The sequence below is a fragment of the Marinoscillum sp. MHG1-6 genome (assembly GCF_024714475.1).
Taxonomy (GTDB): Bacteria; Bacteroidota; Bacteroidia; order Cytophagales; family Cyclobacteriaceae; genus JAMZMI01.
Genome location: NZ_JAMZMI010000002.1, coordinates 1 through 25,584 on the forward strand (window position 1 = coordinate 1; position 25,584 = coordinate 25,584).

Genomic DNA, 25,584 nt, shown 5'->3' on the forward strand with positions numbered 1-25,584 from the left:
TAAGCTACTGCACAGGGTAGTAGCGGTAGTTAAGAGAGGGACACCATATCAGGATAGAATTGCACTAAAAAAAGTTGAAATGGCTTGATTTTATCATAGATATCGACCAGCTATCGGGCGTATGTCCACAGCTGGTGAATAGCACTAAAGTAGTGAAATCTGCCGAAGCTCACAACGGTTCCAACTGGCACTGCGTTCTGAAAGTCCAAAAATCCTGCGAGCAGAAGTAAGTAGAAAGCACTACTGAATCTCAGCGGCAGATATCACGGTCGAGTTGCACTGAAACCAGCCAGAATGCACTCAGACATATGCCCGATCAGCGTCTGTTATGTGTATGTTTTTCCGGCGTTCAACCAGTTCTGAGCTTCTTCGACAAGGTGTTCCTCAAACTTCATTTTTTGTTCGTCCCTCGGTAGTTCGTTGTAGTAGAATAATCGGCTGCCATCTTTAAAGTCTTGGAGTTCTCGATACCAGGTGTACAAATGTTCCAGACCTAGTTCTTGCCCCACATATTTCTTGGTATTCTCTGAGCGAGTTTCTGGCCACTTAATTGCGTAGTAGACATGATTCTGAATCTTGGTCATTAGTTCAAATGCACAAGTTGGTTCAGCGATCATCCGCGTCATGAAGTGGTTCAGCAAAATGTTGGCAGCTTCCATCTTAGTTGGCAGTTCAATCTGAAGTTCAGATAACATTTGTCGGAAATATTGCTCTAGTTCGAATGAGTTATCCCGTTCGTTCATACCTGCTAAAATTGAAAGGGACTCAGATTCCAGTTGTTCGTTCATTCCAGTTAGTGCAATGTCTGGATGTTGGCTAATTGTTCGGTTGCCAAGTACAAAGTCCGCAAGTTTTTGTTGGAAGTTCATCTGTTCGAGTTGCAGATATTACACATAACGCCCAGATATGGCGCTGTGGCCTCCGAGCTTAATTAATTGCGATAAAAGTAGCTTATCTGCCGGTGCATTCAAAGTATCAGACTTACACTGCGCCATTCCAGATAAAAAACTCCCACAAGCAGAAGATTGTAGAAAGCACTACACTTTCTTGGCGGCAGATAAGTGGGATGTTCAGCAGACACTTGGCAAAATGCTAAGTAAGGCCATGCGCCATCATCGTATGTTGGCATTTCATTTTTTCAGTTTGTTCGTTCAGATGTTAGCCTGCTAGAACATATTCCAAGTGTTGTCATGAAGGTCGAGAAAAGGAAGGTGTAGTCAGTTCCTTGTTTGTTGAGTAGTTCCAGCGCTTCCTTGCCAATTGGGATTGAGATGGCCACCAAAATGAATGTTATGCCACCAGTTAAGAAGTTAGTCCGAATAGTAGAGATAAATGCTGAGTTGAACAGCAAGAATCCAAAACCTGATAATCCAACAGCAGTAAAGGACAGAACGATATGGATATTACCAAGAGCGATCACCGCAGCAGTTGTTCCGAAAAACAATGCAGTTGAAATTATTCCTAATGTTACTGTGGAACGCCACTTTACATATTTAACTGCGTTCCAGTTCGCAAGCGGAACCGAAATCCCAAATAGAAAGGGAAAAAGTACATAGGGAGCACCAAGATGATAATTCATCAAAATTCCTGTCCAACTAAAAAGTTGACCTAAAAGAAGAGTTAGAAGTATTTGTTTATTGCTCAATTATCTCTCGGACGTAATGAATGCCAACGCCAAGCTAGCAGGAGTGCGCCCCTAGCTTGGCAGAAAGCACTAAGATAGCTCTGCTAGCCAACACCCACAATTATGCCTACGAAGCACTGCGTTGAGAAGTAAAAATCCAAAAGCACGAAAGTTGGCTAGGGGAGATGAAATTTCAGAATGGCTAGCGGGGCGATGACGATCAGATGAAACTAGCAGAAAGATGATTAGGCGCATTCGTGCTAGCACATGTTAGAGAGAGTTAGTGTCGATGCTATCTATTGGGTTATTGTAATGGTCAAAGAAATAGAGCTTTGAAGTCGGTTCACCATTCGAGAAAGTTACTCTACTTGTAACGTTACCAGAATACTCACTGAATGTTTCAACTGTCCCGTTTCTTTTACCATTTATCCAGTTAGCAACCACTGATAGTTTACCATCAGGATAGAAAACAGAGTCTGATCCATGTCTTAAGCCCTCCTTGAAATTTGATTTCCGTAAAACGAGAGTTCGTTCATTGTCATAGTAAGTTGTCCATGATCCTACTCTCTTGTTGTTTTGGAGTTCACCACTTAGGCGTTGATGCACCAGAGGGTTGATTCGTACAAACTTTAGAGTGTCCACATATGTGATAGTATCGCCGGATGCATAGTGAACTTCCAGTTGACCGATTTTTGATAAAATTGCTGGTTCAGGATTGAATTGCTCAGCAATCGGGTCAATGTATGCAATTCCAAAAGTGAACCCGTAGTTCATGGTAGAGTCATGGTGAAAGTAATTCTCTTTAGTTAGTAAGACTTCATCTTTGATAGTGTCATAAGATATCGTTGTGAATAAAGCGGATGTAACCAAGCCATTTTCAAGCAAGTTGACGAGTCCGCCTGTTACAAAATGTCCTTCGCCATCTTGTACAGGGAAAAGAGTATCGTAATCTTCAGCCGCATAAAAGTTGATTTTTGGTGTCTGTTGTTCACATGCGACTATGATAAGGGTTGTAAGTAAAAGTAGCAGGTACCTCATATTCTCTCTAACGCCCGTGTATGGCGCTGTGTGCGCCCCACTGGCTAGTAGCAGCAAAATAGTGAAATCTGCCGGTGCTTCCAAAGTATCTAAGTGGCAGTGCGTTCAGAAGATAAAAAAACTCCTGCGAACTGAGCTTGGTAGAAAGCAGAAAAGTATCCTCAGCGGCTGATTCACGGTCGAGTTCCGCCAAAGTTGGCTAAATGCTCAGTTCGCACATGCGGCCATACACAATGTTATGTATCGGGTTTATTCGTAAATGAAGGGTTCCTTAGAAGTTTCTATGTGCCAACCTCGTTCGGCATAGTTGGAAATTCCGATGAAGTTGTTCGTTGGAAGTTCAAGGGTTAGACTGTCTGTTTTGTCTGTTCGGAAAAGACATACAGAAATGGATTCTGTTGTTGAAATTGGAATAGCGGTTGCACCAGCCCAGCTCCATACTGGATCAGTTGTGAGATCCGTGAAAGTTGTAAAAGGTTCACCGTTGACAAATACTGTTAGGGAGTCAGAATAGTAACCGCCTTGAAAGTCAATATAAAGTGAGTCGGACCAGCCAAGTGTGTCGCCATGAATAACAAACGGTTTAGAAGTTCGGGTTTCAGAGTTACAACTGAAAAGGGCGACTAGAAGTGTTGCGATAATAGTTGTTCTCATTGAAGATGAATTTTGAGTTGGCACCACTGATACATAACAACCGAATATAGTGCACTTGTGCATTATATACGCCTTGTATCCAGGTTAAAGCTAATGGATTTTGAATTGCCTGTAGGCCAATCACCGCTACATGTGTATAAATTTCTGTGCTCCTGACAGAATGATGGCCTGATATGGTTTGTATATAGCGCAAATAGGTTTCAATTCTCATCATACAGGACTCCCCCTAAAACATTTAAAAGGGGTAGAAAGATTGGTTTTATCTCACTTATTGGGTATTACTCCCCATTTTTAGAAGAATCAGGAATAATCATTTACCTGATAGGAACGTGAATAAGCAATCACCTACCCAAAGAACCATGAAAACAATCAATTAGCCGTGTTTTTATCCGTATAGTTCCGTATATATCCGTATAATAACACGGTTCTTGGACAATCAGGACTGGAGTTCCGCTGCACGCTCAAACGGCAGCAACCATCCATGCTCATCAGCGATTAAACTTCACTCAAAGCTCAATTCAAATTCCTCCGGTAGGGAAGACAGGTAGTTTCTGTAAGGCAGATCCGACAGCTTTCCGTAACGACTCAGGTACCGGATATACTTCATTAGGATATCCGCTTCCACAGCTAAAGATTTAGAAGCTAAAAACAGTTCAAACTCAGCCATCCGAAGGTAGCCTTTCACATTCGAACCATTTCGGCTCACCACCCCCTGCAATTCTGAAAACGCTACCTGCCTCGTCTCCAGCATCTCATACTGTCTGTTCAGGTTTCGAATTTGACTCACCGCCAGCTCAGATTGTTGCTCCTCCTCCTGCTTTTCCATTTCATACTCTGCCTCCTGCTCGACCAACTCCAATTCCCTTCTTTGCAGATCAGGGCGATCCTTTCCAAAGACCGGGAGATTAAAACCAACCTGAAAACCGGCATGCTCGTCTATTGCATTCCCTCTTTCGCTGTCATATTCCGCCTGTATAAATCCGATATTACTAAAGGCTTCTGCCTTCTTAATTTGTAGTATAGATCGCTCCTCTTCCAGCTTGTTAAATTCAGCTACCAGCTGCATAGAGCGCTCCGTATCTTCCAAACTTTCTATTTGCAAAACCACCTGGGCGATCCCAACGATTGAATAGTCATCCCATGCAATCATAGAATCCTGCCCGTACTCAGCAAGGGCAGCTTGTAATATTTCTTTCTTCTGCCGCAGCTCGATCTGTTCCATTTCTGTTTTGACAAGTTCGTACTGGATGTCTATCAGATCGGACAAGTCCTGTCCCTCGGTCATCACTATGTCCTGGACCTGCTCAAGAATAGCCAGATAACCCCTCAAATGCTGATCCGACTTAGAGAGAAAATAGCTTTCGAGGAGAATTTCATATCTCCGGAGCAGAACATCATTGATGGTTCTTTTTCTCTGAAAGGTCTGCTGACTTTGTAGTAGTTTTCGATAATCTCGATTGGCCATGATCTCAAGGGGGTTGATTAACCCAAATCGCAGCCTGTAGTCCTCCAGTCCAAGCTCCGTATCATTGGAGCGCACCCTAAAGTCCATTTCACGCAACCATGGAGAATTAAACTTATGATTGTCCAAAAACTCCTCATAGGCCATCACCTCCATCATTTCTGTTTCACTTACAGGATATGACAGCACCTGACTCACAGTACTCTGAGCTCGTACGGTTAGTGCTCCAATGCAAAAAATGATCAGGGAAAAATAAAATCTCATTCAGCGTCTTTTGGGTGTACAAACACCTTTTCACCATTGAGGAACTGATTATTAGCCGGGATGCGAATAAACACCTCCTGCCCGTAACTTCTTGTGGTGGTGACCGGTTGTATTTTGTCCGGCAAATCGGTAATCCTGGCTCCCAGTTCAAGCACCACACCTTCTATGCTGTACAGTCGATTCTCAGAAACCACTTTGACAGAATCCCCAACTGATACAGGATAAGAAATAGCTTCATTCATGTAAGCCTTGATCAATGAAGGCCGGGTTTCGAAAATAGAAACCACCGACTTATAGGGCGGAACCAACTCATGCAGCTGGACATTCACGACCCCGACGATCCCATTGATTTTAGCGATTTGAATGAGTGATGAATATTCCTCCTCTAAAGCTGTAAGCTCCCTCATATTGATTGTGATGATCTTGTCAATCAGGCTTTGCTCATCATGAAACTTAAGCCTGAGACGGTCGAGCTCTTTGTCGAGGTAGTTTTTCACATCCAGATATTCTTGCTCAATGGAAGCCTTCTTCATCATCATCAATGAATCTGAGAAGGAGTAGTTACCTCCATTTCCCTCACCACCTCTCAGCTTTTGGTTGATAGAATGTTGCTGACTGATGCGGGTATTTATTTCGGTTAACTCCATCTGAAGGCGGTTCAGTTTACCTTCCGCTTCCAGTCGCGACAGGGCCAGCTTGCTTCTGTAATTCTGCTCAGATTGTAGCTTTTCTGATTTGGATCTTTCCAGTTCATTGCGCTTCTTGTCGATTTCCAGGGACAGATCCGGCCTGGACACCCGCAATAATGTATCCCCTACTCTGACTTCTTGTCCGGGCACTACATACATCGCTTCTATGATCACAGGCTTTTGATAACTGATGGCGATCAGTTGAGACTCCACCACCGCCATCATGGCCTCTGTTTTATTTCTGTACCTTAATGAGATTAGGATAAGAAATAAGGACAGAACAGACCAAAAAACCACATATACGTACTTCCTCACATTCATAGCTGCTCTAACAATTGTCGCTTACGGTTAATTTTCAGCTCTTCCACTCCGTCCATTTTCATGTGCTCATATACCGACTCAATATCCAGTCCCTCCTTTAGCGTAAAAAGAAAAGTATATCTATTGGATCGATCGATACGCTGTCTAATATCCTGAAGCTCCAGTTCTGTACAAAGCTCATTCAGCTTACTCTGAAAAGTCTCAAGCGTTGCCTCTTCGAATATCCCACATTCCAGGCTATAGCTATCCAGAGCCTTTACCCTGTAGCTGGAATAGTTCAATATGATGGCAGTAAGACAAAAAATAAAGGTGCCCGCCACCGCCACAGCATATCCATAAACGCCAGTAGCGATACCAATAGAGAGTGCCGCAAAGATGAAGATAACGTTCCTTGGATTTTGAACATTGGTCCTGAACCGAATGATCGCCACCGCACCGATGATCCCAAAGCCCACTGCAAGGTTATTGCCCACCGCCATCATGATCATGGAGGTAACCAGGGAGCTCAGGATCATGGCCTGAAACATGTTTTTAGAAAAATGGTCTCCCTCGTAAGTAAACTTATAGGTGAAGGCCATAATTGAGCTTAAAACTAGTGCTAATAAGAGAGAATAGAGGGCAACTTCAAAAGATGGATAATCGTAGTATTGATTCCCCTCCAGAAACTGATCGAACATAAAGAATCTGTAATAATTCAGGGTTCAATTTAACAATGAATTAACTTACAGGTGCAATCAAGTAATAGAATTATCAGATTTTAGATGCGTTCAACTACCACTTTCGTCAAAATAATTGTATTTATTACGTTTTTCAATGCTTCTGCACAGGTTACATTGACTAGTTCAAATCTTCCAATCGTGAAGATCACCAGCGAAACCACTATTAATGATAGCTCGAAAGTCTTCGGTACCATGCAGATAATCCATAAAGGAAATGGGCTGACTAATTACATTAATGATACGCCAAATGAGTACAGCGGATATATTGGAGTAGAGTTCAACCCACTTACAAACAATTGGGTAGATGGTAAACCAAGCTATTCCATTGAGCTTCGAAGCGCTATCAATGAAGATATTTCTGCGCCCATCCTCGGAATGGGCTCAGAAGAAGACTGGGAACTGCATGGGCCTTATTCTGATAAAACACTGATCAGAAATTACCTTGCCTTTTACCTCTGGCAAAAAACCAGATACTACGGATCGGGTATTCAATTGTGCGAGGTGGTAGTCAATGAGGACTATAAAGGTGTTTACATTTTCATGGAAAAGATTAAAAGAGATGCATCACGTATTGACATCGCCAAACTCAACATTGATGAAAACACTGGAGATGATCTCACGGGCGGATATATTTTCAAGATTGATAAAGTGAAAAGCGATCCGGATGTCAAAAGCTGGCTTTCCCAATACCCGCCCAACGACCGGATCGATGCATCTCAGGTGATCAATTTTCAAATAGTGTACCCGAAAGAAGAGGAGATCACAGCTACCCAGTTTCAGTATATTTCAGACTATGTAAAAACTTTTGAAACGGTGCTCAAGGGAGCAAATTTCACCAATTCGGTTGGTGGTTATGGAAACTATGCCAACAAATACTCTTTTATCAACTACTCCCTACTTGTAGAACTCACAAAGAATGTTGACGGCTACAGACGAGATGCACACCTTTATAAAGATAAGGATAGTAATGGAGGAAAATTGATCATGGGACCGCCCTTGAATTTCCAGTTTACCCTCGGAAACAACAATGATTGCGAAGCTACCCTCTACTCAGGATGGGTCTGGGATCAGAACAGTCTTTGCAGTGACAAAACTTCGTTAAATCCGTTTTGGTGGGAAAGATTCCTGGAGGATCAATCTTATTTATACGCACTCAAAAAGCGGTGGCAGAGCCTAAGGTCTGATGAATTTTCTACAGAATCAATTCTAAATGTCATCGACTCTCTTGCTACAGTGCTGAATGGGCCTTACCAAAGAAACTTTGCTCGATGGCCTGTGATGGGTAATGCTGTTTGGCCAAATACCTATGTTGGAACCACTTATGAAGAAGAAATCTCCTACCTGAAGACATGGATCACTTACAGGATGGAATGGATGGATCAGGAGTTTGATGCTACAGAGATTGTATTGAGCAACTCAACATCACAGCAGAAAGTCACCGTTTATCCAAATCCGGTGGAAAACATCCTGAACATATTCACAACCCAGGAACTAAATAATTATCTATTGTTAGATTATTCAGGCAAGATCATTTCTAAAGGCAATTTCCAATCAATCCCACTGCCGATAATAGATATATCTAATATAAAATCAGGCTATTATGTGCTCTCTCTTTTTACTAAAGAAGGTGACGTGATCACCACTCCGGTGATCAAAAAGTAATCAGGAGAGACCGATAAATAAATGAGTCTCAATCATGGTTTTGATAAGGCTTCTAAATGGTTTTAGTCAACTAAAAACTTGGACCAGAGCCTTTCGCCTGAAATTAAGGTGAGCTCTACAAAATACAGACCGCCTTTTAAGGACTCACAGTTATAATGGGCTTGTGAATTATTCTCTTTAGGAGCATCGATGGAACTAATCAATTGGCCTGACATGTCGTATATTCTTCCATTCAATATTCTCGACGATTCATCATCCAGTTGGAAAGTAATCTCTTTATTCGCAGGGTTCGGATAAATGGAAACACGATCTTCACAGCATACGTCATTACTCAGTAAGTCTTCATTGCCCACCTCATCAAAATCACCTATCTCAACAATTAACGTATTATCCATTTTGTTACCATAAACATCCTTACAAGTGATTGTGAAATGACCTATTCCAAAATTGAGGGGCTGAATTCTTAGTGTTATCGGATCAAACATCTTAAACAATGCAAAATTGGGTAGGCTATCACCGAGTGAATATTGCAAATTGCTTGAATATGGATATCTAAAATAGCTCCGAACATTCACATCAATTCTCCCATCAGCGATATTCACCTTTATCGTATCACTGGGGACTGGAATGATTTGAGGGTAGCCGGACGGTTTGGTTAAATAGCTCAGGGCATTATCCAACCATTGACACCTGGCCTGAATAAACGATTTCAAATAATCCACCTCCTTTTGATAAGTATCTCGTGACTGATACCCTGCAGACTCTCTCCAGATATTGGCTCCTAATACCGGCCACTTTTCAAACTCCCTTACCTGGGCCTCCGATAGTTCACTGGCAATAGAATCAACAAAATGAAAAATATTCTCATCACTAAATGCCTTCTTGCGCAATTCTTCCCAACGTAGTTTCAATGAATACCTAAAAAACGGATCATTCAGTAACAACGACCAAAAGAATGGCGTATTCCAGGTATCCGGATGTTGCGCCATCCATAATCCCACAACTCCATTGTCCGGGTAAGTAGAATTGCCGGCAGCCTGATCAAAATCCCAAACCGGCCCAGCTTTGATTGGACCATTCTTATCTTTATGAAAGTAACCACTCCATCCATAGGCATCACAATTTCGCATCGCTTCCTGGACCAGCATCTCATCAACAAATGAAAGCACATCTATATGTTGAACATATCCGGAATTAGGGTTGGCATATACATATGAGCCTTGCGTCATGGTGTATCTAAAGCTATCATCTATAGTTCTGATGTAGTTGAGTTGCTCATTAGTGATTACATCAATCCCGGGATACTTTAGCCTTCTGGCTTCTCCAAAATCATTACCAAACCCTGTCACTTCCCAAATGTACCCTCCTGTCAATTCCTCTCCCGATATTTCGTACGGATATAACTTATCAATATCCAGTCGGTTTTTATCCCACTTGATCTTCTCCATTAGCAAGTAAATACCCTGATATTCACCATTCAGCACCACCTCAACGTGCCGAACTCTGCTCGCCCACCTACCCGTCTGGCGTGAGAGATGATCCGCCAGACTATTTCTTATGAAAGTATGATCCAGGTAGGAGGCCCGTAAAATCCAGTCATTTTCAGGAGGCATACCAAGTAAACCTATATTCAGATTTTGGCCCAGTAAATCCCTTGTTTCAATCAGGTAGGGTTTCTTTGGAAATGTTTGGGTTGAGTTGCCTCTTAATTCTATTCCAATCGCACCATCATACTCATTGAAGCTATCCGAGATTGAATTGGTCATCCCTGGTCCATTGTAAATAATCCCCATTTGCGCAGCGATCTTTGGGTCGTTAAGAATGGTCTGTCCATTGGTTTCAATCACCAAAATAGGAAGGTTTGAAACCAGTTCTGATAATTCCACGGGTGGAAAAAACCATTCTGGCGTAGGTTTATACCTGGAAATCTCAGTATTCAAACCCGCTGTTAGCCAAACATTAGAGGACAAGTCGGAAGAAGTCGGATCTACATTATGGACCTGCACAGTAATAACATTGGTGCCGCTAATTATCAGGTTTGCAGGGTCAATAGAAAAGGCTTCCGGCGACCCACCTGTAGGCATCAGCGCTTCATGCTGAGAGGTTGACAAAGTGCCGGATGCTGGATATTGATCATTCAGCCCTGGAGATCTCGCTATCTCCGCCCCATTGATAAAGGCTACAAATGCGTCATCATAATCGATATGAAGAATGAGCTTCTCTATCTCATTTTTATCGATGACCGTAAACTCCTTTCTAAGAAATACGGAAAGGATGTTGTTAAGCTCAGTGGAATCATCACCATCACCATAACCAAACCCTCCAATCCCAAGGGACCATGCACTGTCATCATAGCTGACTTCACGCCAATTAGATGCGGGAGCTAAATCATTATTAGTTAGGTATCTGAACTCGTCATCATGATAGAAAATCGATTCCCAATTAATAGTTTGGGTATACCCACCGTAAAGTAGGCAAGTAATAAAAAAGATCAGGAGGAAGGACTTTCTCATTGTATAAGGTATGAACGCAACTTAGTTTGTCACAGTTCTTTCCCAGGTTAATAAAGCAAACTTCCTCCCGAATGATACAGAGAAAAGAAGGATACTTTTACTCCTCGAGCATCACCGTTCTTTCAACCCTATTGAATGGCCCCGGGATTACCACCCCGGTCGCATCAACCAGCTCTAGTTTGATAGCAACTTCTCCCTTTTCGAGGCCCTCGATGTAATATGGCGCCCACTCATCGATCATGAACTCTTCCCCATTGATCGTCGCTCTTACCTTGTTGCCATCAGCGGATAAAGTGGTGTTGAGAAGGTAAAAATCCAGCATTAGCTTTTTAGTATCGGCACCAGCATAAGTACCTTTTGGCCTGCTAAAAAACAAATGAGGTGCATCCAAATCCACTTCCTCCGATGCTACATCTCCCACGGTGATATTTTCAATATAATAGGCACCTTCGCTTTTGACGCTTTCATGATATGATCTGGACAAGAACGCCAGTACAACATAATTCCCTGCTGCCAGTTGATCAATCACACCCGTCATATAATGTGCCGAATACGGTCCATTATTAACGATAAAGTGTATATGTTGTCCTTTGCCAGAATTGGCTATTCCCCGGGTAGCAGCATCCTCGGTTTGTACGCCCAATTCATAGTTTGCCACCTCAAAATCATACTCTACTGTAAACAGTGAGTCGTTTGGCGTAATGGCCACTCCATTTTTGGAAAGTGAGGCCTCCGGATACTGAGGTGAATCTGGGGCCTTTGTTAGTGTAATGGAGCTGGTCGTATCCATTTGCTCGGTTGTCTCCTCAGCAGATTCATCACTTTTTTTATTAGTACTGCATGCGACAGTCAAGGCGGCAAGAATTAAACACAATGCATTCCATTTGAGAAATTTCATAATAGATTTTTTAGGTTATTGAAACTTATGATAGAGAACATTAAAGTTAATGATAAGTTCCGCCTCGAGGGATGTGCAGCCAGCCATAAAACAAAAAAGGGTGCCCTCTTGCGAAAGCACCCTTCTCAATCAACTAACACCTTGGTATTAATGATCGCCAATCTACAGTTTTGACGCCTCTTCAGGGCCCTCTCGGGTAAACCGATTTTCCCTGAAAACGAAGTCTTTGGTTTCGTCGAATCTTGCCGTAGCAATGATCCACTTCCTCCAAGTCGTCCGGAAACTATCGTTTCAGCTTCATATCTCTCGATTGGTAAGAACTAAGCTAGGTCCATTTTTGCAGGTTTTAAAATATTCTACTTACTTGTTTTGAACCACTTTTCCACGTCGGAAAAAGGTATAATCCATAGGTTTTACACAGTGTATCCACAACATATACACATCTTTTTATGCAATTGCCTTAATTATCCCTATAACAAGCTCAAGGCAATTATCTTTGCCGTCAAACGAACGCTTACGGAATGATTCGCGTTCACAATCAATATCAATTACCGAATATGAGCAGTATGGATTCTTCTTTCTTAAATAGAGTATATCAGGCACATAAAGATTGCAGACAGTCCCCCCCCAGCGCACAGGTGATTGAGTTCTTTAATCAGTTAATGGGGGTTTTGTTTCCAAACTACAGCACCTCCCCGATTCAGAATATCGATGAATTGGGCGATGCATTTGAAGTGCTGAGGAAAAAGATGAACCTACTCATCGTAGAATCAGGTGACGATAAGACCGTAGCTTTCTTTGATCAGTTGCCGGAAATTTATGAGTTGCTTCAAAAAGACATAGAGGCCACTTTTAAAGGAGACCCGGCAGCCGTTAGCCATGCAGAGGTGGTAAGGTCCTATCCGGGATTTTATGCCATTGCGGCTTACCGCATCGCTCATTTGATGTTGCAACTGGGTATTGATATTTTACCAAGGATCATTACTGAAAATGCCCACAGCAAAACCGGGGTCGATATCCACCCGGGTGCTCGTATAGGTGAGTATTTTTGCATAGACCACGGAACCGGGATCGTCATAGGTGAAACCACCGTGATCGGTAACTGGGTAAAGGTTTATCAGGGAGTTACGCTTGGAGCACTCAGTGTCAATAAAGAAGATGCCATGGTAAAAAGGCATCCGACCATCGAGGACAATGTAGTGATCTATGCCGGAGCGACCATCTTAGGAGGCAACACGGTAGTAGGCCACCACTCGGTGGTGGGCGGAAACGTATGGCTGACCCGAAGTATTCCGGCCGAATCCCGAATTTATTATAAAGCGGAAATGCACAACGAGGATAAACCCGATGTGATCATCGTAAAACAGGATTAAATCATGAGTCTTTTCGATTTGATAGGAAATACTCCCTTAGTGGAGATTAAAAATATTGTGCAAAAACCTGGGGTGACCGTCTATGCCAAGCTGGAAGGTCAAAACCCCGGAGGAAGTGTCAAGGACCGGGCTGCCTATGGAATGATCTCGGGCGCCATCGAGCGTGGAGATGTTAAAAAAGGTGACCGACTGGTTGAGGCCACCAGTGGTAATACTGGGATAGCACTGGCCATGATCGCCCAGTCGGCTGGACTGAAAATGACCCTGATCATGCCTGAAAACTCAACAGCAGAACGCATCCAGGTAATGAAAGCCTATGGCGCCGAGGTGATCCTTACTCCTGCCGAAAGAACCATCGAGTATTCACGCGAGCTGGCAGAGGAAATGGCAGAGAAAGAAGGCTATTTCATGCTGAACCAATTTGCCAATCCGGATAACTACGGCATGCACTACAGAACCACAGGACCAGAGATCTGGCGGGATACACAAGAGAAAGTCACCCACTTTGTCTCTGCCATGGGCACCACAGGTACCATCATGGGTGTGAGCCGATTTCTTAAGGAAAAGAATCCGGACATCCAGATTGTTGGCACCCAACCTACTGAAGGATCCAGCATCCCGGGAATTCGCAGATGGTCACCGGAGTTTCTACCGAAAATATTCGAACCGGAGCGTGTGGACCGCGTCATCGATGTAACCCAGGATGATGCCACGGCTATGGCCAAGCGATTGGCTAAAGAAGAAGCCATCCTGTCAGGGATGAGTAGCGGTGGAGCACTGACTGCAGCTGCACAGGTCGCCAATGAAATAGACCAGGGAGTGATCGTATTTATCGTTTGCGATACAGGAGAGCGCTACCTGAGTTCAGGACTTTTTGAATAAATTGTAAATATGAAATACTCATTATTACTTATCGGTCTAATATTCATTGGAATTTTCTCTTGTACTCCCAGTAAAGAATATGATTCATTTGGGACGAAGATTGAACCTAAAGACGCAAAGGAAATTAAGCTCATCACCCAGCAGGCAGACCTTGAAACCAGTTCTGTAAAGCTCGCTGCCATTGTCGAAGAAGTTGATCAGGAAGAAGGCAGTTGGATGATCCTGAAAAATGATGAAGGCTTTCCTATTCGGGTTACTTTCAAGGATTACGAATTCTTCGTTCCAAAGAATATTGCAGGGAAAGAGGTCATCGTCCAGGGAGAGCTCAAGAAAAGTGAAATGGATCCTTTGATGGCCCAACTCTATGCGGATGGGGCTGGTGTAATTTATGATGCTTCCAAAAGCTATGTGGAATATTCAATGATTGCGGAGGGCGTGCTGGTAGAAAAGAGCGAAGAAATTTAAACATCCACTTCCTTTATTTTATCAAGGACATCATCCACAATACTTTCCGGTGTTTGGGTGACCTCAAACTTCCAACCGTATTCCGGTTTTTCGAACAACTGCAATTGAGAATCTAACAGATCAGCGTTGAAAAAATGCTCTTTGCGCTGACCTAGCCGATTCAGCAAAGTGGGTCGGTCACCAAGTAAGATCACCCATTGTATATTCCCGAATCCTGAGGAAAGGTATTCACGATACTTTTCTTTGAGAGCCGAGCAGGCCAACACAAAGCCGGAGGATGATTGTGCCTGAATAACCTCAATACGCAAATCCTCCAACCATGCTTTACGATCACGATCCGTCAGGGGCGTCCCGGCTTTCATTTTATTAATATTGGGTGTTGGATGATAATCATCCGCATCAAAAAAGGGTAATCCCAGCTTTTGAGCCAGGAGTTTACCGATAGTGGTTTTGCCACTACCGGATACTCCACACACTATAAAACAAGAGTTATGCTCTTGATCCATCAATTTCCAATTAGTACTTCAGTTATAAATTCATGCGCATTGACGCCATTCCGCGTATTAATACCCAAATCTGGTCAATAAATCTGTTCTAAAAAAAGGGGTAATAGGCCAAATGCTCAAAGCACCTCCACTGTGGGTCAACCAATGAAAGCTAGTTCAGTTCAAGCAACTATCGAGCATTCGACCTTCTTACCAATATCAATACGTTCGTTAGCTTCCTTTAAGTATTCCAATGATGAATTCCTGTGTATTAAGACCTTCACGCGAATCAATATTCATATCGGGTATGTAAAAATGTGATTTCAACCCTACGGCATCACATTTATCTTTCAACCATTTGGCATGTAAAGGGTGGTGATAAAGTTCTGAGGAGTTTTCAGGGATTTTATACGGAACACTCTTGTTTGCAACATAGATCACTGGGTCATCAGAACTGACGTAACCAGCAAAATCAACCTCTTTTCTATAAATCTGAATCTCTTCAGAGTTCAATGCATCATCTGTGGAAACTCCATAGTAATTTCTGATTCGAGCCGCCGATATCATAGATTCCACCTCAGCGTAGCTAAAACCTTCACTCAGATACTCCTCAAAAATATCCGAAGCCCAAATAAAGACATCATATGACGCTTGAGTGGACGTACAAAGAATCCCTGATACCCTGGTGGATTCACGAAGAACCATGTCTTGAGCTGAAGGATCAGACATATCGTCTTTCAACCCCAACCACATGGCAGCTCCGGCTCCAGCAGAGCTACCCATCAGCACCACTTTCTCTTTATTTAAATTAAATTTTGTTGCATTGTACCTTAAGAATTGCAAGGCTCTTTTCACATCGCCTAATGGCTTGATCAAGCCTTCCTGATCATCCCTCTCCACAAACCTATAATTGATCATGGCTACTGAGATATTCTGGTCAAGGAGGGCATTAATCAAACCCTGAAAGTATGAGCTACCATAGCTTCGGTCCTTATCGCCTTTCACAAATCCTCCACCATGAATGTAGATAAATAAAGGGCCTGGCTCCTCGCCCGAAGCTTTGAACAGGTCCAGCCGAGTTCTGTCAAAATCACCATACGGAACATTCATATAGAACCTGGCATTCGCGTCATTGAGACTAAAAGAGGGCGTCGATAGGTAACTCTTGAATTCATCTTTTGGAAGTCCTTCATGATTGTCTCCGCCCTTCTTTTCCTGTGATGCTATATTCTTCTCCTCTTGTTCCAGTTCAGGCGGGTTATCCTGAGTTTCAATGGAACGACAGCTGAGAATAAGCGTCACTACCATAATAAGCTTCATCAGCTTAAGCCAATTTGAATCAGTCAGCATATTTCTTTCCTTTGAATATTTTAAAACATTGAATCATAGCACGGAGAACTTGACAGTTTCTTTCTGGCCATTCCCTCCTACCACGGATAGGATATAGACCCCACGCTTTAGATGAGAGATATCAAGAACATCAGTATTGAGATTACCCTTATTGATTAGTTGTCCTGAAAGGTCATTGATCTCATAAGTTCGAATTTCGTTAAGCTGCTGGCTTTTAATTTGAATCTTTCCATCTGATGGCACCGGAAAAACGAATAGTCCTTTATTACCCAAGCTACTCAAAGTATATTCATTGACACTTTGCTCAATCGTCAAATACGAAACACGGTATGTTCCCACAAGCACAATTGTGGCAATCCTGTTGGCGCTCGTTTGATTTTCCGCTACTGTTACCTCGATAGTTGAACTACCTGTTCCGGTAGCGTTATCCAAAGTAATCCAGTCAGCGGTATTGGTGATTGACCAGTCCCCATTAGCTTCAACCGTAACGGATTTTGCGCCCCCCATCACTGGTAAAATCAATGATGATTGATCAAAAGAAACCGTACTTTCCTCATATTCCAGGTGATAAGAAAATGGTCCCACATCATCAACTGCTAGCGGTGCAAACCGGATGGATTCCATACTGAATTCATCAGCACCCACTGTTGTCATACTGCCTCTGAGGTCGCCATGAACATCTTTAATCATTGATCCAATTAATTCATCATCTTTCAAATACTGCTGCGTACTCTCAGTAGATTTCCATAAGGAGGTAGTTGCATCGAATGTCAGTTGAGGATCCGCCACCGATATTTCATCGGAACCAAATGTTTTTGTGCCATCCTGCGTGAGTACCGCTGAACCCGTAGGGTAAAAAACGTTATCAACCCATACCATTCCCTCAGGATCGTTATAATATTTGATTAGTTCATTGGTGCTTCCCGTCACCAGGTTAAATGCCATGATCACATCCTTAGGTGGAAGGTTATATTTACCCCCATTGTCAAAACCTATTTGAATTCCATAGTCATTATCCACGAGCGTGTTGTAGGCGATAATGATATTATCAGGGCGGTAATGAGCTGCCAGACTGGTTCCTCCCCTTTTAGCATCCCCATAAGTCAATGTGATCGGAGCATCCCATCGATCCCCTTTCAATCCCTGCAAATAATTATTAACCACTACATGATCTTCTCCATAAACTCTTATACCGCCAGGGCAGTTACCATCAAGGTTACAGGCATCCTCACTTCCAAAAATATAGTTTCCTTCCACTCTGCTCCTGCTTCCCTGTCTAAGAGTAATGGTCCCCTGATTATCGACCAGCGTATTGTGGCGTACAATATTATCGCAGGATTTGACCGAGATGATCTCGGGGTCACCATGACAATGTTCAAAATAGTTAAACTCAAGGGTCGTAAAACCACTGGATCTGGAAAGCGTGCTGACACCCACCCGAATAGATTCTTTACCATTTGGGATACGAGGTGTGTTATCTCTAAAAAGGTTATGATCAATCAAGTCATACTGCGATTGTTGACCGTTTCCGGAGCCATCAACCGTAATGTAATTACCTGCTTCTGACTTGTTTTGAAAAGTGTTATGATCTATTCTATTGTGATGGCTAATTAAATCAGGAGCATCCCATTTTCCTCCAATCAAGACCCACTTCAGAGAGGTGGTTTCCTGCAGATCAAAAATATTTCTCGTAATGCGAATATTGTTACACCCTTCTAGTTTGATGGCCGTTGCGGTTCCTCCTGAGAACTTAAAACCCTGTATCACCACATGGCTCACAGCTTTCAAAACGAAACCGGAAGTTCCGGTGAATTCAACCCCTCCAATATTCTCCGCCATAATGACTAGCGGGTTGCCTTCCTCTCCGCTGGAGTAGACGGATAAATAGACTCCATTATAAACTCCATCGAGCATAACAACCGTATCACCCGATCCTGAATTTTTAATTGCATTACTAAAATCAGTTGAGTTGCTTACTACTGTTTTTGTCTGAGCGTATCCGCTTAAGTGAGACACAATAAGCATAATCAAAGCAATGCCTATCCTATTCTTTTTTAACATAATAATTGGTTGTTCTTAAAAGGGCCAAACCCTTGAAAAATAGACTGGTTGTTAGAAATAAAAGAAACAGAGGCCGGAATGACTGCTTAGAAAAAATCAACCTACTTGCTCTACAGCTGGCACGTCAAACCGACCCCATTTCACACCATAACAAACTACGAGAATGCTAACCCTCCATTAATATCAATGTTGGTCCCAGTAACAAAAGATGTCTCATAAGAAGCCAGACATGCCACGAGGTTAGCTACTTCCTGGGCATTACCCTCTCTCTTTAAAGGTGTTCCATTAGCCACTTTTTCCCTTACCTGATCTGCGGTAAATACATCATGAAAAGTGGTAGCGATCATTCCAGGACAAAGTGCATTGACTCGAATGTTTCTAGGACCCAGTTCTTTAGCCATGGCGCGGGTAAAGGTCATCACTGCTCCCTTAGCTGTAGCATAGGCCGAGGCTCCCGGTCCGCCACCATCTCTCGCCGCCTGAGAAGCAAAGTTGATTATTGATCCACCTTCCGGCATATGTTTTACCACTGCTTGAGTGGTCAGGAAAGTTGAGTTGAGATTCAACCTCAATAAGAAATTGAAGAAGTCCTCATCCATCTCCTCAATCGACTTTCTCGCTACCAGACCACCGGCTACGTTTACCAACACATGAATTTCGTTTCCAAAGGCAGTCACTGCCTGATCAACCAGATTTTGAACATCTTCCTTTTTGGTCATATCTCCCCGCACCGCGATAGCAATTCCTCCTTCCTCCAATATCTCCTTTACGGTGCCTTTACCTTGCTCTTCATTATCGAAGTAGTTGACCACCACCTTTGCTCCTTCACGAGCTAATTTTTTGGAAACAGCCTTACCAATGTCACGTGCTCCTCCTGTGACAATAGCTACCCTATTCTCTAGTATCATCTTAATAAAATTTAATTGCGTTATTGAATATTACTTTACTTTCTTTCTAATGGTTTAATCTCTTTTGCCAGCAAATACACTGACAGGACTCCAAGCGGCACGAAGGCAGCAATGAGTATAAAAATGGGTATGTATGAAAATTTCGAAATGACCGGCACCAGGAAGTTCATAATGATTACCGAAAACACCCCAACGGTACCTCCCAGACCTGCCAACGATCCTACAGACTTGCCACTGAATAAATCACTGGGCATCGTCTGAATATTACTAATGATAAACTGAAAACCATACAACACAAATGCCACAATCGCCACAAATTTTTCAGGGCTATTGGCCAGAAAAATGGTAGCCAGAAGGCCTAAAAACATAATTGTACTTCCAATCGTAATGGTGGTCTTGCGTGCTTTATCCACCGATGCACCTTTCAGCATTAGTCTGCCGGCAAAATAGCCTCCCGACAGGCTTCCAAGGGCTGCTCCCACGTATGGAACCCAGGCGAAAAAGCCTATCTCCTTTACATTAAAGCCATAAGTATCTGCCAAATAAATAGGCATCCAACCAACGAACAGCCACCAAATCGGTTCAACAAAAAACCTTGAGATCAACACCGCCCATGACTCTTTGTAGGAAAGTATTTGCTTCATACTCAAGCCTCTCTCACTCTTTTCAACCTCTTGCGTTACCTGAGTCTGTCCTCGAAGGATATGCAGCTTTTCCTCTTTAGTGATCCACGGATGATTTGCAGGCGATTTTTTATTAACCAATAGCCATGGAGCTATCCATAGCAAACCCAACATTCCTACCGCCAAAAAGGTCATCTTCCACCCGAAAGCCACCCACAGCAATGCAATTAATGGTGGTGCCACTACCGAGCCCAATGCGGCTCCCGTATTGAATATCCCCTGAGCAAAAGCCCTTTCATCAGACGGAAACCATTCCGCGTTACTCTTGACAGCCCCTGGCCAGTTTCCAGCCTCTCCAAGCCCCAGTAAGACCCGAAAGGAAGCAAAGGAAAATATACCCCGCGCCAAAGCATGTAGCATGGTAGCAATGCCCCAGACCCCAATGGAAATGACAAAGCCTATCCTTGTTCCTATCTTATCGAACATACGACCTGAAACTGACTGCCCCACTGCGTATGCTACCATGAAAACATTGAGGATCAACGCGTAATCAGCTTTATCCATGCCCAGATCCCCGGATATGCTTGGCCACATAATACCAAGGGCTGACCGATCAATGTAGTTGATGATCGTGGCAAGACAGATCAGTCCAATGATCCACCATCTTAGACCTTTGACCTTCAAACCACGCTCCTCAGATTGTGAATCGGGGAATTCGGAGCGCGGCTTTTCGGTCTGTTCTACTATCACTTTTTCTTGGACTTCATACATAGTCTTATCTCTTTATTCCTGTTAGTCTACAGGTAGTTCTTCTTCCTTGAGCCTGACAAAATCCTCTCTGATCGGGCTAAAAACATCTATTAGTTCTCCGGGCTCCAGGCAAACCGCACCATGATCTACATGAGGAGGGATATAAAAACCATCCCCAGGACCAATCACTTTTTTACGATTGCCAACCTGCAATTCAAACTTGCCCTTCACCACGTAAGTCACCTGACTATGATGATGTTCATGGACCCTACCAATCGCTCCTTCCTCGAATAAAACACGAGCCATTAATATACTTTCATCATATCCCATCAACTGCCTTCTCACTCCCGGAGCGACTTCTTCCCATGGCAATTCCTTGGTAAATAGAAATTCTCTACTTGTCATTTTTACTCTTATTTATTTTATTAAATGTTAGCATAAATGGACCGACCCATTCGAGCTTTTGATCTTTCAGTTTCAATTTGTGCTTTGTTTCACCCGAAGAATCCGAACTGCACATCGCATAAGTCCATGATGCACCATTGATAGCTGTGAAACTCACCACTGAGTAACAGTCGTCATTCAGCAACACCTCAACCGATTCAACCTTGCTGTGACTATTAATCGGGCGTTCGGTCACTGGAGAATAGTGACCATGGACCTCCACTGTAGATGCGAATAATGTATTCGTAACATTCGGACGTCTAAGGATCAATGGCTGTTCTCTTCTCAGATTGAAATTGGGGTCATTTGCCCCCAGCAAACCCATGATCACTTCATCTTCATCTGAGCTCGTAGTTGTGATCGAGTAGAATACCTCTTCATTGAACCAGGTTCCCTTGAGCACCTTTTCACCCTTCGACATAGCCTGCTTCCACAAATGCTGGTACCCGTACTTGTCACCCAATACGGAAACCTCATTCTCAGGAGTCAGCTTTACGTTTGTTTTCAATAACTCCCCATCGAAATAGAAAGGAAGATCCAGATCATGTACCTCACTAGTAGTCACTTTAAACAAATCCAGCATTACCGGGTTTTCAAAGGACTCGTTTTTAATCAGCACTACCGTACGATGCATGGTCACGCCCTGATAGCTGTTCGTATCAATAGCACTCATCACCTGAACATCAGGGTTGTTCACATCAAAGAGATATGGCCGAGGATGATACTCATCAGCCTTGCGAACATTGGCATTGAATTGTGATTTTGAGTCAACCACCAGGGTATTATGCGCAATAGTCTGCTTGGCCCAGGTCTTATTTTCTTTCAGGTAACCTCCTCCATCTTTCAATTCAATATTGACCCATCGGGCGGCTCCATAGTCCGCCAGTACTTCCTTGTCATTGAAATAGGAACAAATCGCCAGTTCGTCAAAGTGACCATGTCCCATGCCATGCTTGGCGTATTTCATTACCAGAGTTACCTGATCTTCATTTGAATTTGCTCTTAGTATCCCTATAGCTCCTTCGTTTCCTTTGGCTCCATCTCGTAATTCGACACTTTTCTTAAGAAACGGTTGAGATTTGCCACCAGCAATAGCCAAAGCCGCTGACATACCGGTCTGATTCAAAGGCACCCTTTCCTGCTTTTCGATAATTGATAGCAATGAGGGATTTCGATCATCATAGTAATAAGCCATGCTCACTGCCGTGGTCAATTCCCGCGACAACCAGGACATGCCCTTTTGTGCGTCATTGATTGGGAAGAACTCCCCTGCCGAATTAGTTTGGTTCAGGAGCGCATAGACACCTTTCAGGAGTACACCATCCCTGTATTGAAAAATACCCAGATCAGGTCGCTTGTTATGCAAGGCCTGAGCAAAAATCAGGAATGGATACATCGCATATCGCTGATAATATGGACCTTCGGTATAGTAGCCATCCGGTGAGAATGCATGATCTATCTGGGCTAAAAATCCCATTTCGTCATTCGTCTTGATGCGAGCTCCGTCATTGTCCTCAGCAGTGGTGGAAAGACTCGTAGTTCCTGCCCCATAAAGTGCACGTTCCACAAGTTCCGAATCGTTCATCACCAGACCTATCATCCCAACAGCAGCATTTCCCCAGGTACTGTGATTATGTATCCTGTTGAAAAACTGTGGTGTTTCCACAGACAGGAAATCTGCCATCGGTCGGAAAAGCTCATTATTCAATTCCTCTCGTTCTGCCTCTGTCAACCAGCCGTAGATGCAGTCATAAGACTGACTTACATAAACCAGCCAATTCGCATCGTTCAGACATTGCCAAAAGATTTTACCTCGCGCATAAGATCGCTCTTCGGGATGCAGCCCCAGCGTAGGATACATTTTTCGATAGGCAAATAGTGTTTCCTTAATGAACAGCGCATATTTTTCATCTCCTGTGATCTGAAAGAGAATACCAACCTCCTGCAACAGGAAGAAGTTACTTTTATGACGTTCATGAGTGTACCCTCCTGCCAGATCCTTAGGCACAGGTACGTCAATCCCCTCGGACATTGCCTGATCAACCCTTATAACCAACTCACTCAAGGTCTGGTCAAAAAGTGGGGCTTTCCCCCGGTTTTCCTGGATGGTCCTCACTCCTGAAGGAGTCATGATCAATGAAGGACCAGGTTGAGAAAATCCAGGGTTAACCCCGCTACAACAAACCAGGAATAATATGTATAACCTTAATTTCAATGCTTTCTAGTTTATGATCTCAATATTTTCCCTTTCGAACTCTGCCCTATTGTATTCGATTGAACCGGACCGCTCAAAAACACAATCTTTTATCAAAGTAATCGGCTCACCATTGGTTAGGTATATGTTCAATGGGGCGCTATCCGTCCATGAACAATTCTCCACCGAAAGGTTTTGTACACCATGAAATTTCACTGAGGCTCCTACCTTATTTCTGACTCCCATCCCACATTCATTGAATTTATTACCCTCCAGGCTCACGATTGGCCCGAAAGTGCTTTCATCAGTTCCTCCTCTATAAATAAATGCCACTGCACCCTGAACCTGTTCGAATCGGCAATCAGCTATCTGAACGTGTTCCACATTATAGCGCCCAATATCCTCCGTCTCTTCAGCAATGTGGAGCACAGCTCCCGTAATGTTCTTAAAGCTGCTGTTCTCCAGCCGAATGGTATCGGCAAATGTGTTTTTGAATACTTTCAGAAAGTTAAATGAATGGTTAACGTCCAGGTTCCGTATATCGCAGTCCCGGACGAAGAGCTTATAGTTTTGATTCATGGAATATTTGCTGGTGCTTACCACACTATTGCCAGCCATATCCGGGGACATGTATCCATCAAGTAACAGGTTGTCAAGCTCCAGAGATCCACCATTTACGATTCGGAAGAAGGACTCCTTTTCGGAGGAAATCCTGGCCTTTTCACCCGATTTAGTCCTAATTGTCACGGTATGCCTAACTTCCATATGTTTAGTAAAGGGGTATTCTCCTCCATTCTCCAACACAAGTACATCTCCTGCATTGCTATTGTTGTATGCCTCTAATATGGTATTCGTTCCGGGAGGTACTGCGATCAACTCACCTGACCTAAACTCAACGCGCTCCCAATCTTTAGTATAATAATCGGCTCCGACGTCTACTTTTTCTACTGGCAACCTAGGTAAGTCCAGACCTGCTCTTTTCAACAGTTTTTTGGTTGGCACCTTCAGACCATCACCCGTAGATTCTACCTCGTATTTTTCGAATTTAAAGCCAGTTTTGAAAGGAACCTCAGCATCATCGTTAATGATGTTATTTTCCAGCTTGATACCCGATACATCGTCGTAAATAGTGAATGGGTTTAAGTTGGTTTTAGACAAAATCAGATTGCCGGAGATAGATGTGCCCACTGGGACGGCGGACCGCTCGGTGTCGCTTCCGGCGCATAATTGAATGTGATCACAGTCCACCAAAATATTGTTTTCAATTTTTGAGTCAACCACCTGACCGTATCGATTGAGTGGGGAATTTGGCACTCCATTCATGACCACCAAAGCTCCGCGAAACCTGTATCCCGTTATTTCTGAAAGGTAATTGTTTCGCACCGTTTGATTTTTGTTAATAACTCGAATGCCTCCCGTATTTGGCTTGCCTCTACCCAATAGATAATTGTTTTCCACCAGAGTATAGTGACCATGTCGCATGGTTAATGTACCTCGACATTGATCGAAGACATTATCGCGATAGATATTACCGCATGACTTGTTGGAGATAATCTCATGCTCGCCATCACAACGATCAAAGTAGTTGTTACTCACAACAGTATTTGAATAACTCAGCGAGTAATGGCTGGTTCCGATACGAATGGTTTCTCCACCATTTGCACCAAGATTCTGTCTTGGACCAAAATAATTGTAGTCTATGATGTGTCCGTTCTCCTGATTTTCCTCCCCTTTTAATCTTACTGCCAGGGTCACACCCAGATTGCGCTTGTCTATCAGGCTGTTATGGTCAAATCGATTGTTTTTCCCGAAAATCAAAACCCAACTATCCACATCAAATCGCTCCGGATTTGAATAATCATCAATCACACAATTCGTTACCCGACAGTGATGAGCAAGATCTTTACTGGATGTTCTGTACTCAATTACCGCACTTGTTGGCGTATAACCACGCTTGAATACCAGACCGGAAACCACGAGGTATTCTCCCGAGAGTCTCAAATTTGACTGTCCCGACAGGATCACTTTCCCATTCTCCTCAGCCCGAAGGGTAATCGGTGCATCTTCCCTGCCAGTTCCAACAAACCTGATTTCTGCATTTTCCCAGGTTCCATTCGCCATAATGATTTCATCACCGGGAACTGCGGATTTGATAGCAGCTCTCAGAGATTCCATATCATGAACAACATTGGAATTCCCCGCCTT

At 43.3% G+C, this 25,584-nt stretch carries 21 protein-coding genes; 4 read left to right on the plus strand and 17 right to left on the minus strand.

What is annotated here, in order from left to right:
• Positions 1-326: 326 nt before the first annotated feature.
• The 7 genes from NXR94_RS03870 to NXR94_RS03900 all read right to left on the minus strand — a co-directional run bounded on the left by NXR94_RS03870 (position 327) and on the right by NXR94_RS03900 (position 6,729).
• Positions 327-788 carry a hypothetical protein gene (locus tag NXR94_RS03870; protein WP_258103266.1) on the minus strand — a complete coding sequence of 154 codons (462 nt, stop codon included), beginning with the start codon at positions 786-788 and terminating at the stop codon, positions 327-329.
• Between the two features lie 350 nt (positions 789-1,138).
• A complete protein-coding gene (locus tag NXR94_RS03875) occupies positions 1,139-1,579 on the minus strand; it encodes a hypothetical protein (protein ID WP_258103267.1) in 441 nt (146 codons plus the stop codon).
• A 315-nt stretch (positions 1,580-1,894) separates the two neighbouring features.
• Positions 1,895-2,746, minus strand: coding sequence for a toxin-antitoxin system YwqK family antitoxin (locus NXR94_RS03880; protein WP_258103268.1), 852 nt, complete (start codon positions 2,744-2,746; stop codon positions 1,895-1,897).
• Between the two features lie 165 nt (positions 2,747-2,911).
• Entirely contained in the window at positions 2,912-3,316 is a 405-nt protein-coding gene (locus NXR94_RS03885; RefSeq protein ID WP_258103269.1) for a hypothetical protein, read from the minus strand.
• A 502-nt stretch (positions 3,317-3,818) separates the two neighbouring features.
• The gene (locus tag NXR94_RS03890; protein WP_258103270.1) at positions 3,819-5,042 is read right to left on the minus strand and encodes a hypothetical protein; all 1,224 of its coding nucleotides are present in this window, start codon (positions 5,040-5,042) and stop codon (positions 3,819-3,821) included.
• A complete protein-coding gene (locus NXR94_RS03895; RefSeq protein ID WP_258103271.1) occupies positions 5,039-6,046 on the minus strand; it encodes a hypothetical protein in 1,008 nt (335 codons plus the stop codon). Before NXR94_RS03895 ends, NXR94_RS03890 begins: the two co-directional genes overlap by 4 nt.
• Positions 6,047-6,048: 2 nt before the next feature.
• Entirely contained in the window at positions 6,049-6,729 is a 681-nt protein-coding gene (locus NXR94_RS03900) for a DUF4956 domain-containing protein (protein ID WP_258103272.1), read from the minus strand.
• 180 nt (positions 6,730-6,909) lie between these two features.
• Here NXR94_RS03900 and NXR94_RS03905 point away from each other — a divergent pair, with 180 nt between their 5' ends.
• Positions 6,910-8,433 (plus strand): CotH kinase family protein, encoded by a 1,524-nt coding sequence (locus NXR94_RS03905; protein WP_258103273.1) that lies wholly within the window; start codon positions 6,910-6,912, stop codon positions 8,431-8,433.
• Between the two features lie 62 nt (positions 8,434-8,495).
• Here NXR94_RS03905 and NXR94_RS03910 read toward each other — a convergent pair whose 3' ends face one another.
• On the minus strand, positions 8,496-10,946 hold the full coding sequence (locus NXR94_RS03910; RefSeq protein ID WP_258103274.1) for a CotH kinase family protein: 2,451 nt from the start codon (positions 10,944-10,946) through the stop codon (positions 8,496-8,498).
• Between the two features lie 97 nt (positions 10,947-11,043).
• Positions 11,044-11,844, minus strand: coding sequence for a hypothetical protein (locus tag NXR94_RS03915; protein ID WP_258103275.1), 801 nt, complete (start codon positions 11,842-11,844; stop codon positions 11,044-11,046).
• Between the two features lie 566 nt (positions 11,845-12,410).
• Here NXR94_RS03915 and NXR94_RS03920 point away from each other — a divergent pair.
• The 3 genes from NXR94_RS03920 to NXR94_RS03930 are packed head-to-tail and all read left to right on the plus strand — an operon-like array spanning position 12,411 to position 14,564.
• Positions 12,411-13,217, plus strand: a complete 807-nt coding sequence (locus NXR94_RS03920; protein ID WP_258103276.1) for a serine O-acetyltransferase — start codon at positions 12,411-12,413, stop codon at positions 13,215-13,217.
• A 3-nt stretch (positions 13,218-13,220) separates the two neighbouring features.
• Positions 13,221-14,099, plus strand: coding sequence for a cysteine synthase CysM (gene cysM, locus NXR94_RS03925; protein ID WP_258103277.1), 879 nt, complete (start codon positions 13,221-13,223; stop codon positions 14,097-14,099).
• 9 nt (positions 14,100-14,108) lie between these two features.
• Positions 14,109-14,564, plus strand: a complete 456-nt coding sequence (locus NXR94_RS03930; protein ID WP_258103278.1) for a DUF4920 domain-containing protein — start codon at positions 14,109-14,111, stop codon at positions 14,562-14,564.
• On the opposite strand, the gene NXR94_RS03935 is transcribed toward NXR94_RS03930, so the two are convergent.
• From NXR94_RS03935 to NXR94_RS03970, 8 genes are all read right to left on the minus strand, one after another.
• On the minus strand, positions 14,561-15,070 hold the full coding sequence (locus NXR94_RS03935; RefSeq protein ID WP_258103279.1) for a gluconokinase: 510 nt from the start codon (positions 15,068-15,070) through the stop codon (positions 14,561-14,563). The two genes, NXR94_RS03930 and NXR94_RS03935, sit on opposite strands and share 4 nt — an antisense overlap.
• Positions 15,071-15,280: 210 nt before the next feature.
• Complete coding sequence (locus tag NXR94_RS03940; RefSeq protein ID WP_258103280.1) at positions 15,281-16,369, minus strand: alpha/beta hydrolase; 1,089 nt, start codon at positions 16,367-16,369, stop codon at positions 15,281-15,283.
• Positions 16,370-16,432: 63 nt separating this feature from the next.
• A complete protein-coding gene (locus NXR94_RS03945) occupies positions 16,433-18,460 on the minus strand; it encodes a chondroitinase-B domain-containing protein (RefSeq protein WP_258103281.1) in 2,028 nt (675 codons plus the stop codon).
• Between the two features lie 155 nt (positions 18,461-18,615).
• Positions 18,616-19,368 carry an SDR family NAD(P)-dependent oxidoreductase gene (locus tag NXR94_RS03950; RefSeq protein ID WP_258103282.1) on the minus strand — a complete coding sequence of 251 codons (753 nt, stop codon included), beginning with the start codon at positions 19,366-19,368 and terminating at the stop codon, positions 18,616-18,618.
• Positions 19,369-19,403: 35 nt separating this feature from the next.
• Positions 19,404-20,762 carry an MFS transporter gene (locus NXR94_RS03955; RefSeq protein ID WP_258103283.1) on the minus strand — a complete coding sequence of 453 codons (1,359 nt, stop codon included), beginning with the start codon at positions 20,760-20,762 and terminating at the stop codon, positions 19,404-19,406.
• 21 nt (positions 20,763-20,783) lie between these two features.
• Positions 20,784-21,146 carry a cupin domain-containing protein gene (locus tag NXR94_RS03960; protein ID WP_258103284.1) on the minus strand — a complete coding sequence of 121 codons (363 nt, stop codon included), beginning with the start codon at positions 21,144-21,146 and terminating at the stop codon, positions 20,784-20,786.
• On the minus strand, positions 21,136-23,400 hold the full coding sequence (locus NXR94_RS03965) for a heparinase II/III family protein (protein WP_258103285.1): 2,265 nt from the start codon (positions 23,398-23,400) through the stop codon (positions 21,136-21,138). The genes NXR94_RS03960 and NXR94_RS03965 overlap by 11 nt, the downstream gene beginning before the upstream one ends.
• Before the next feature lie 6 nt (positions 23,401-23,406).
• Positions 23,407-25,554: a polysaccharide lyase 6 family protein gene (locus tag NXR94_RS03970; protein ID WP_258103286.1), complete on the minus strand. Its 2,148-nt coding sequence runs from the start codon at positions 25,552-25,554 to the stop codon at positions 23,407-23,409.
• Positions 25,555-25,584 lie beyond the last annotated feature (30 nt).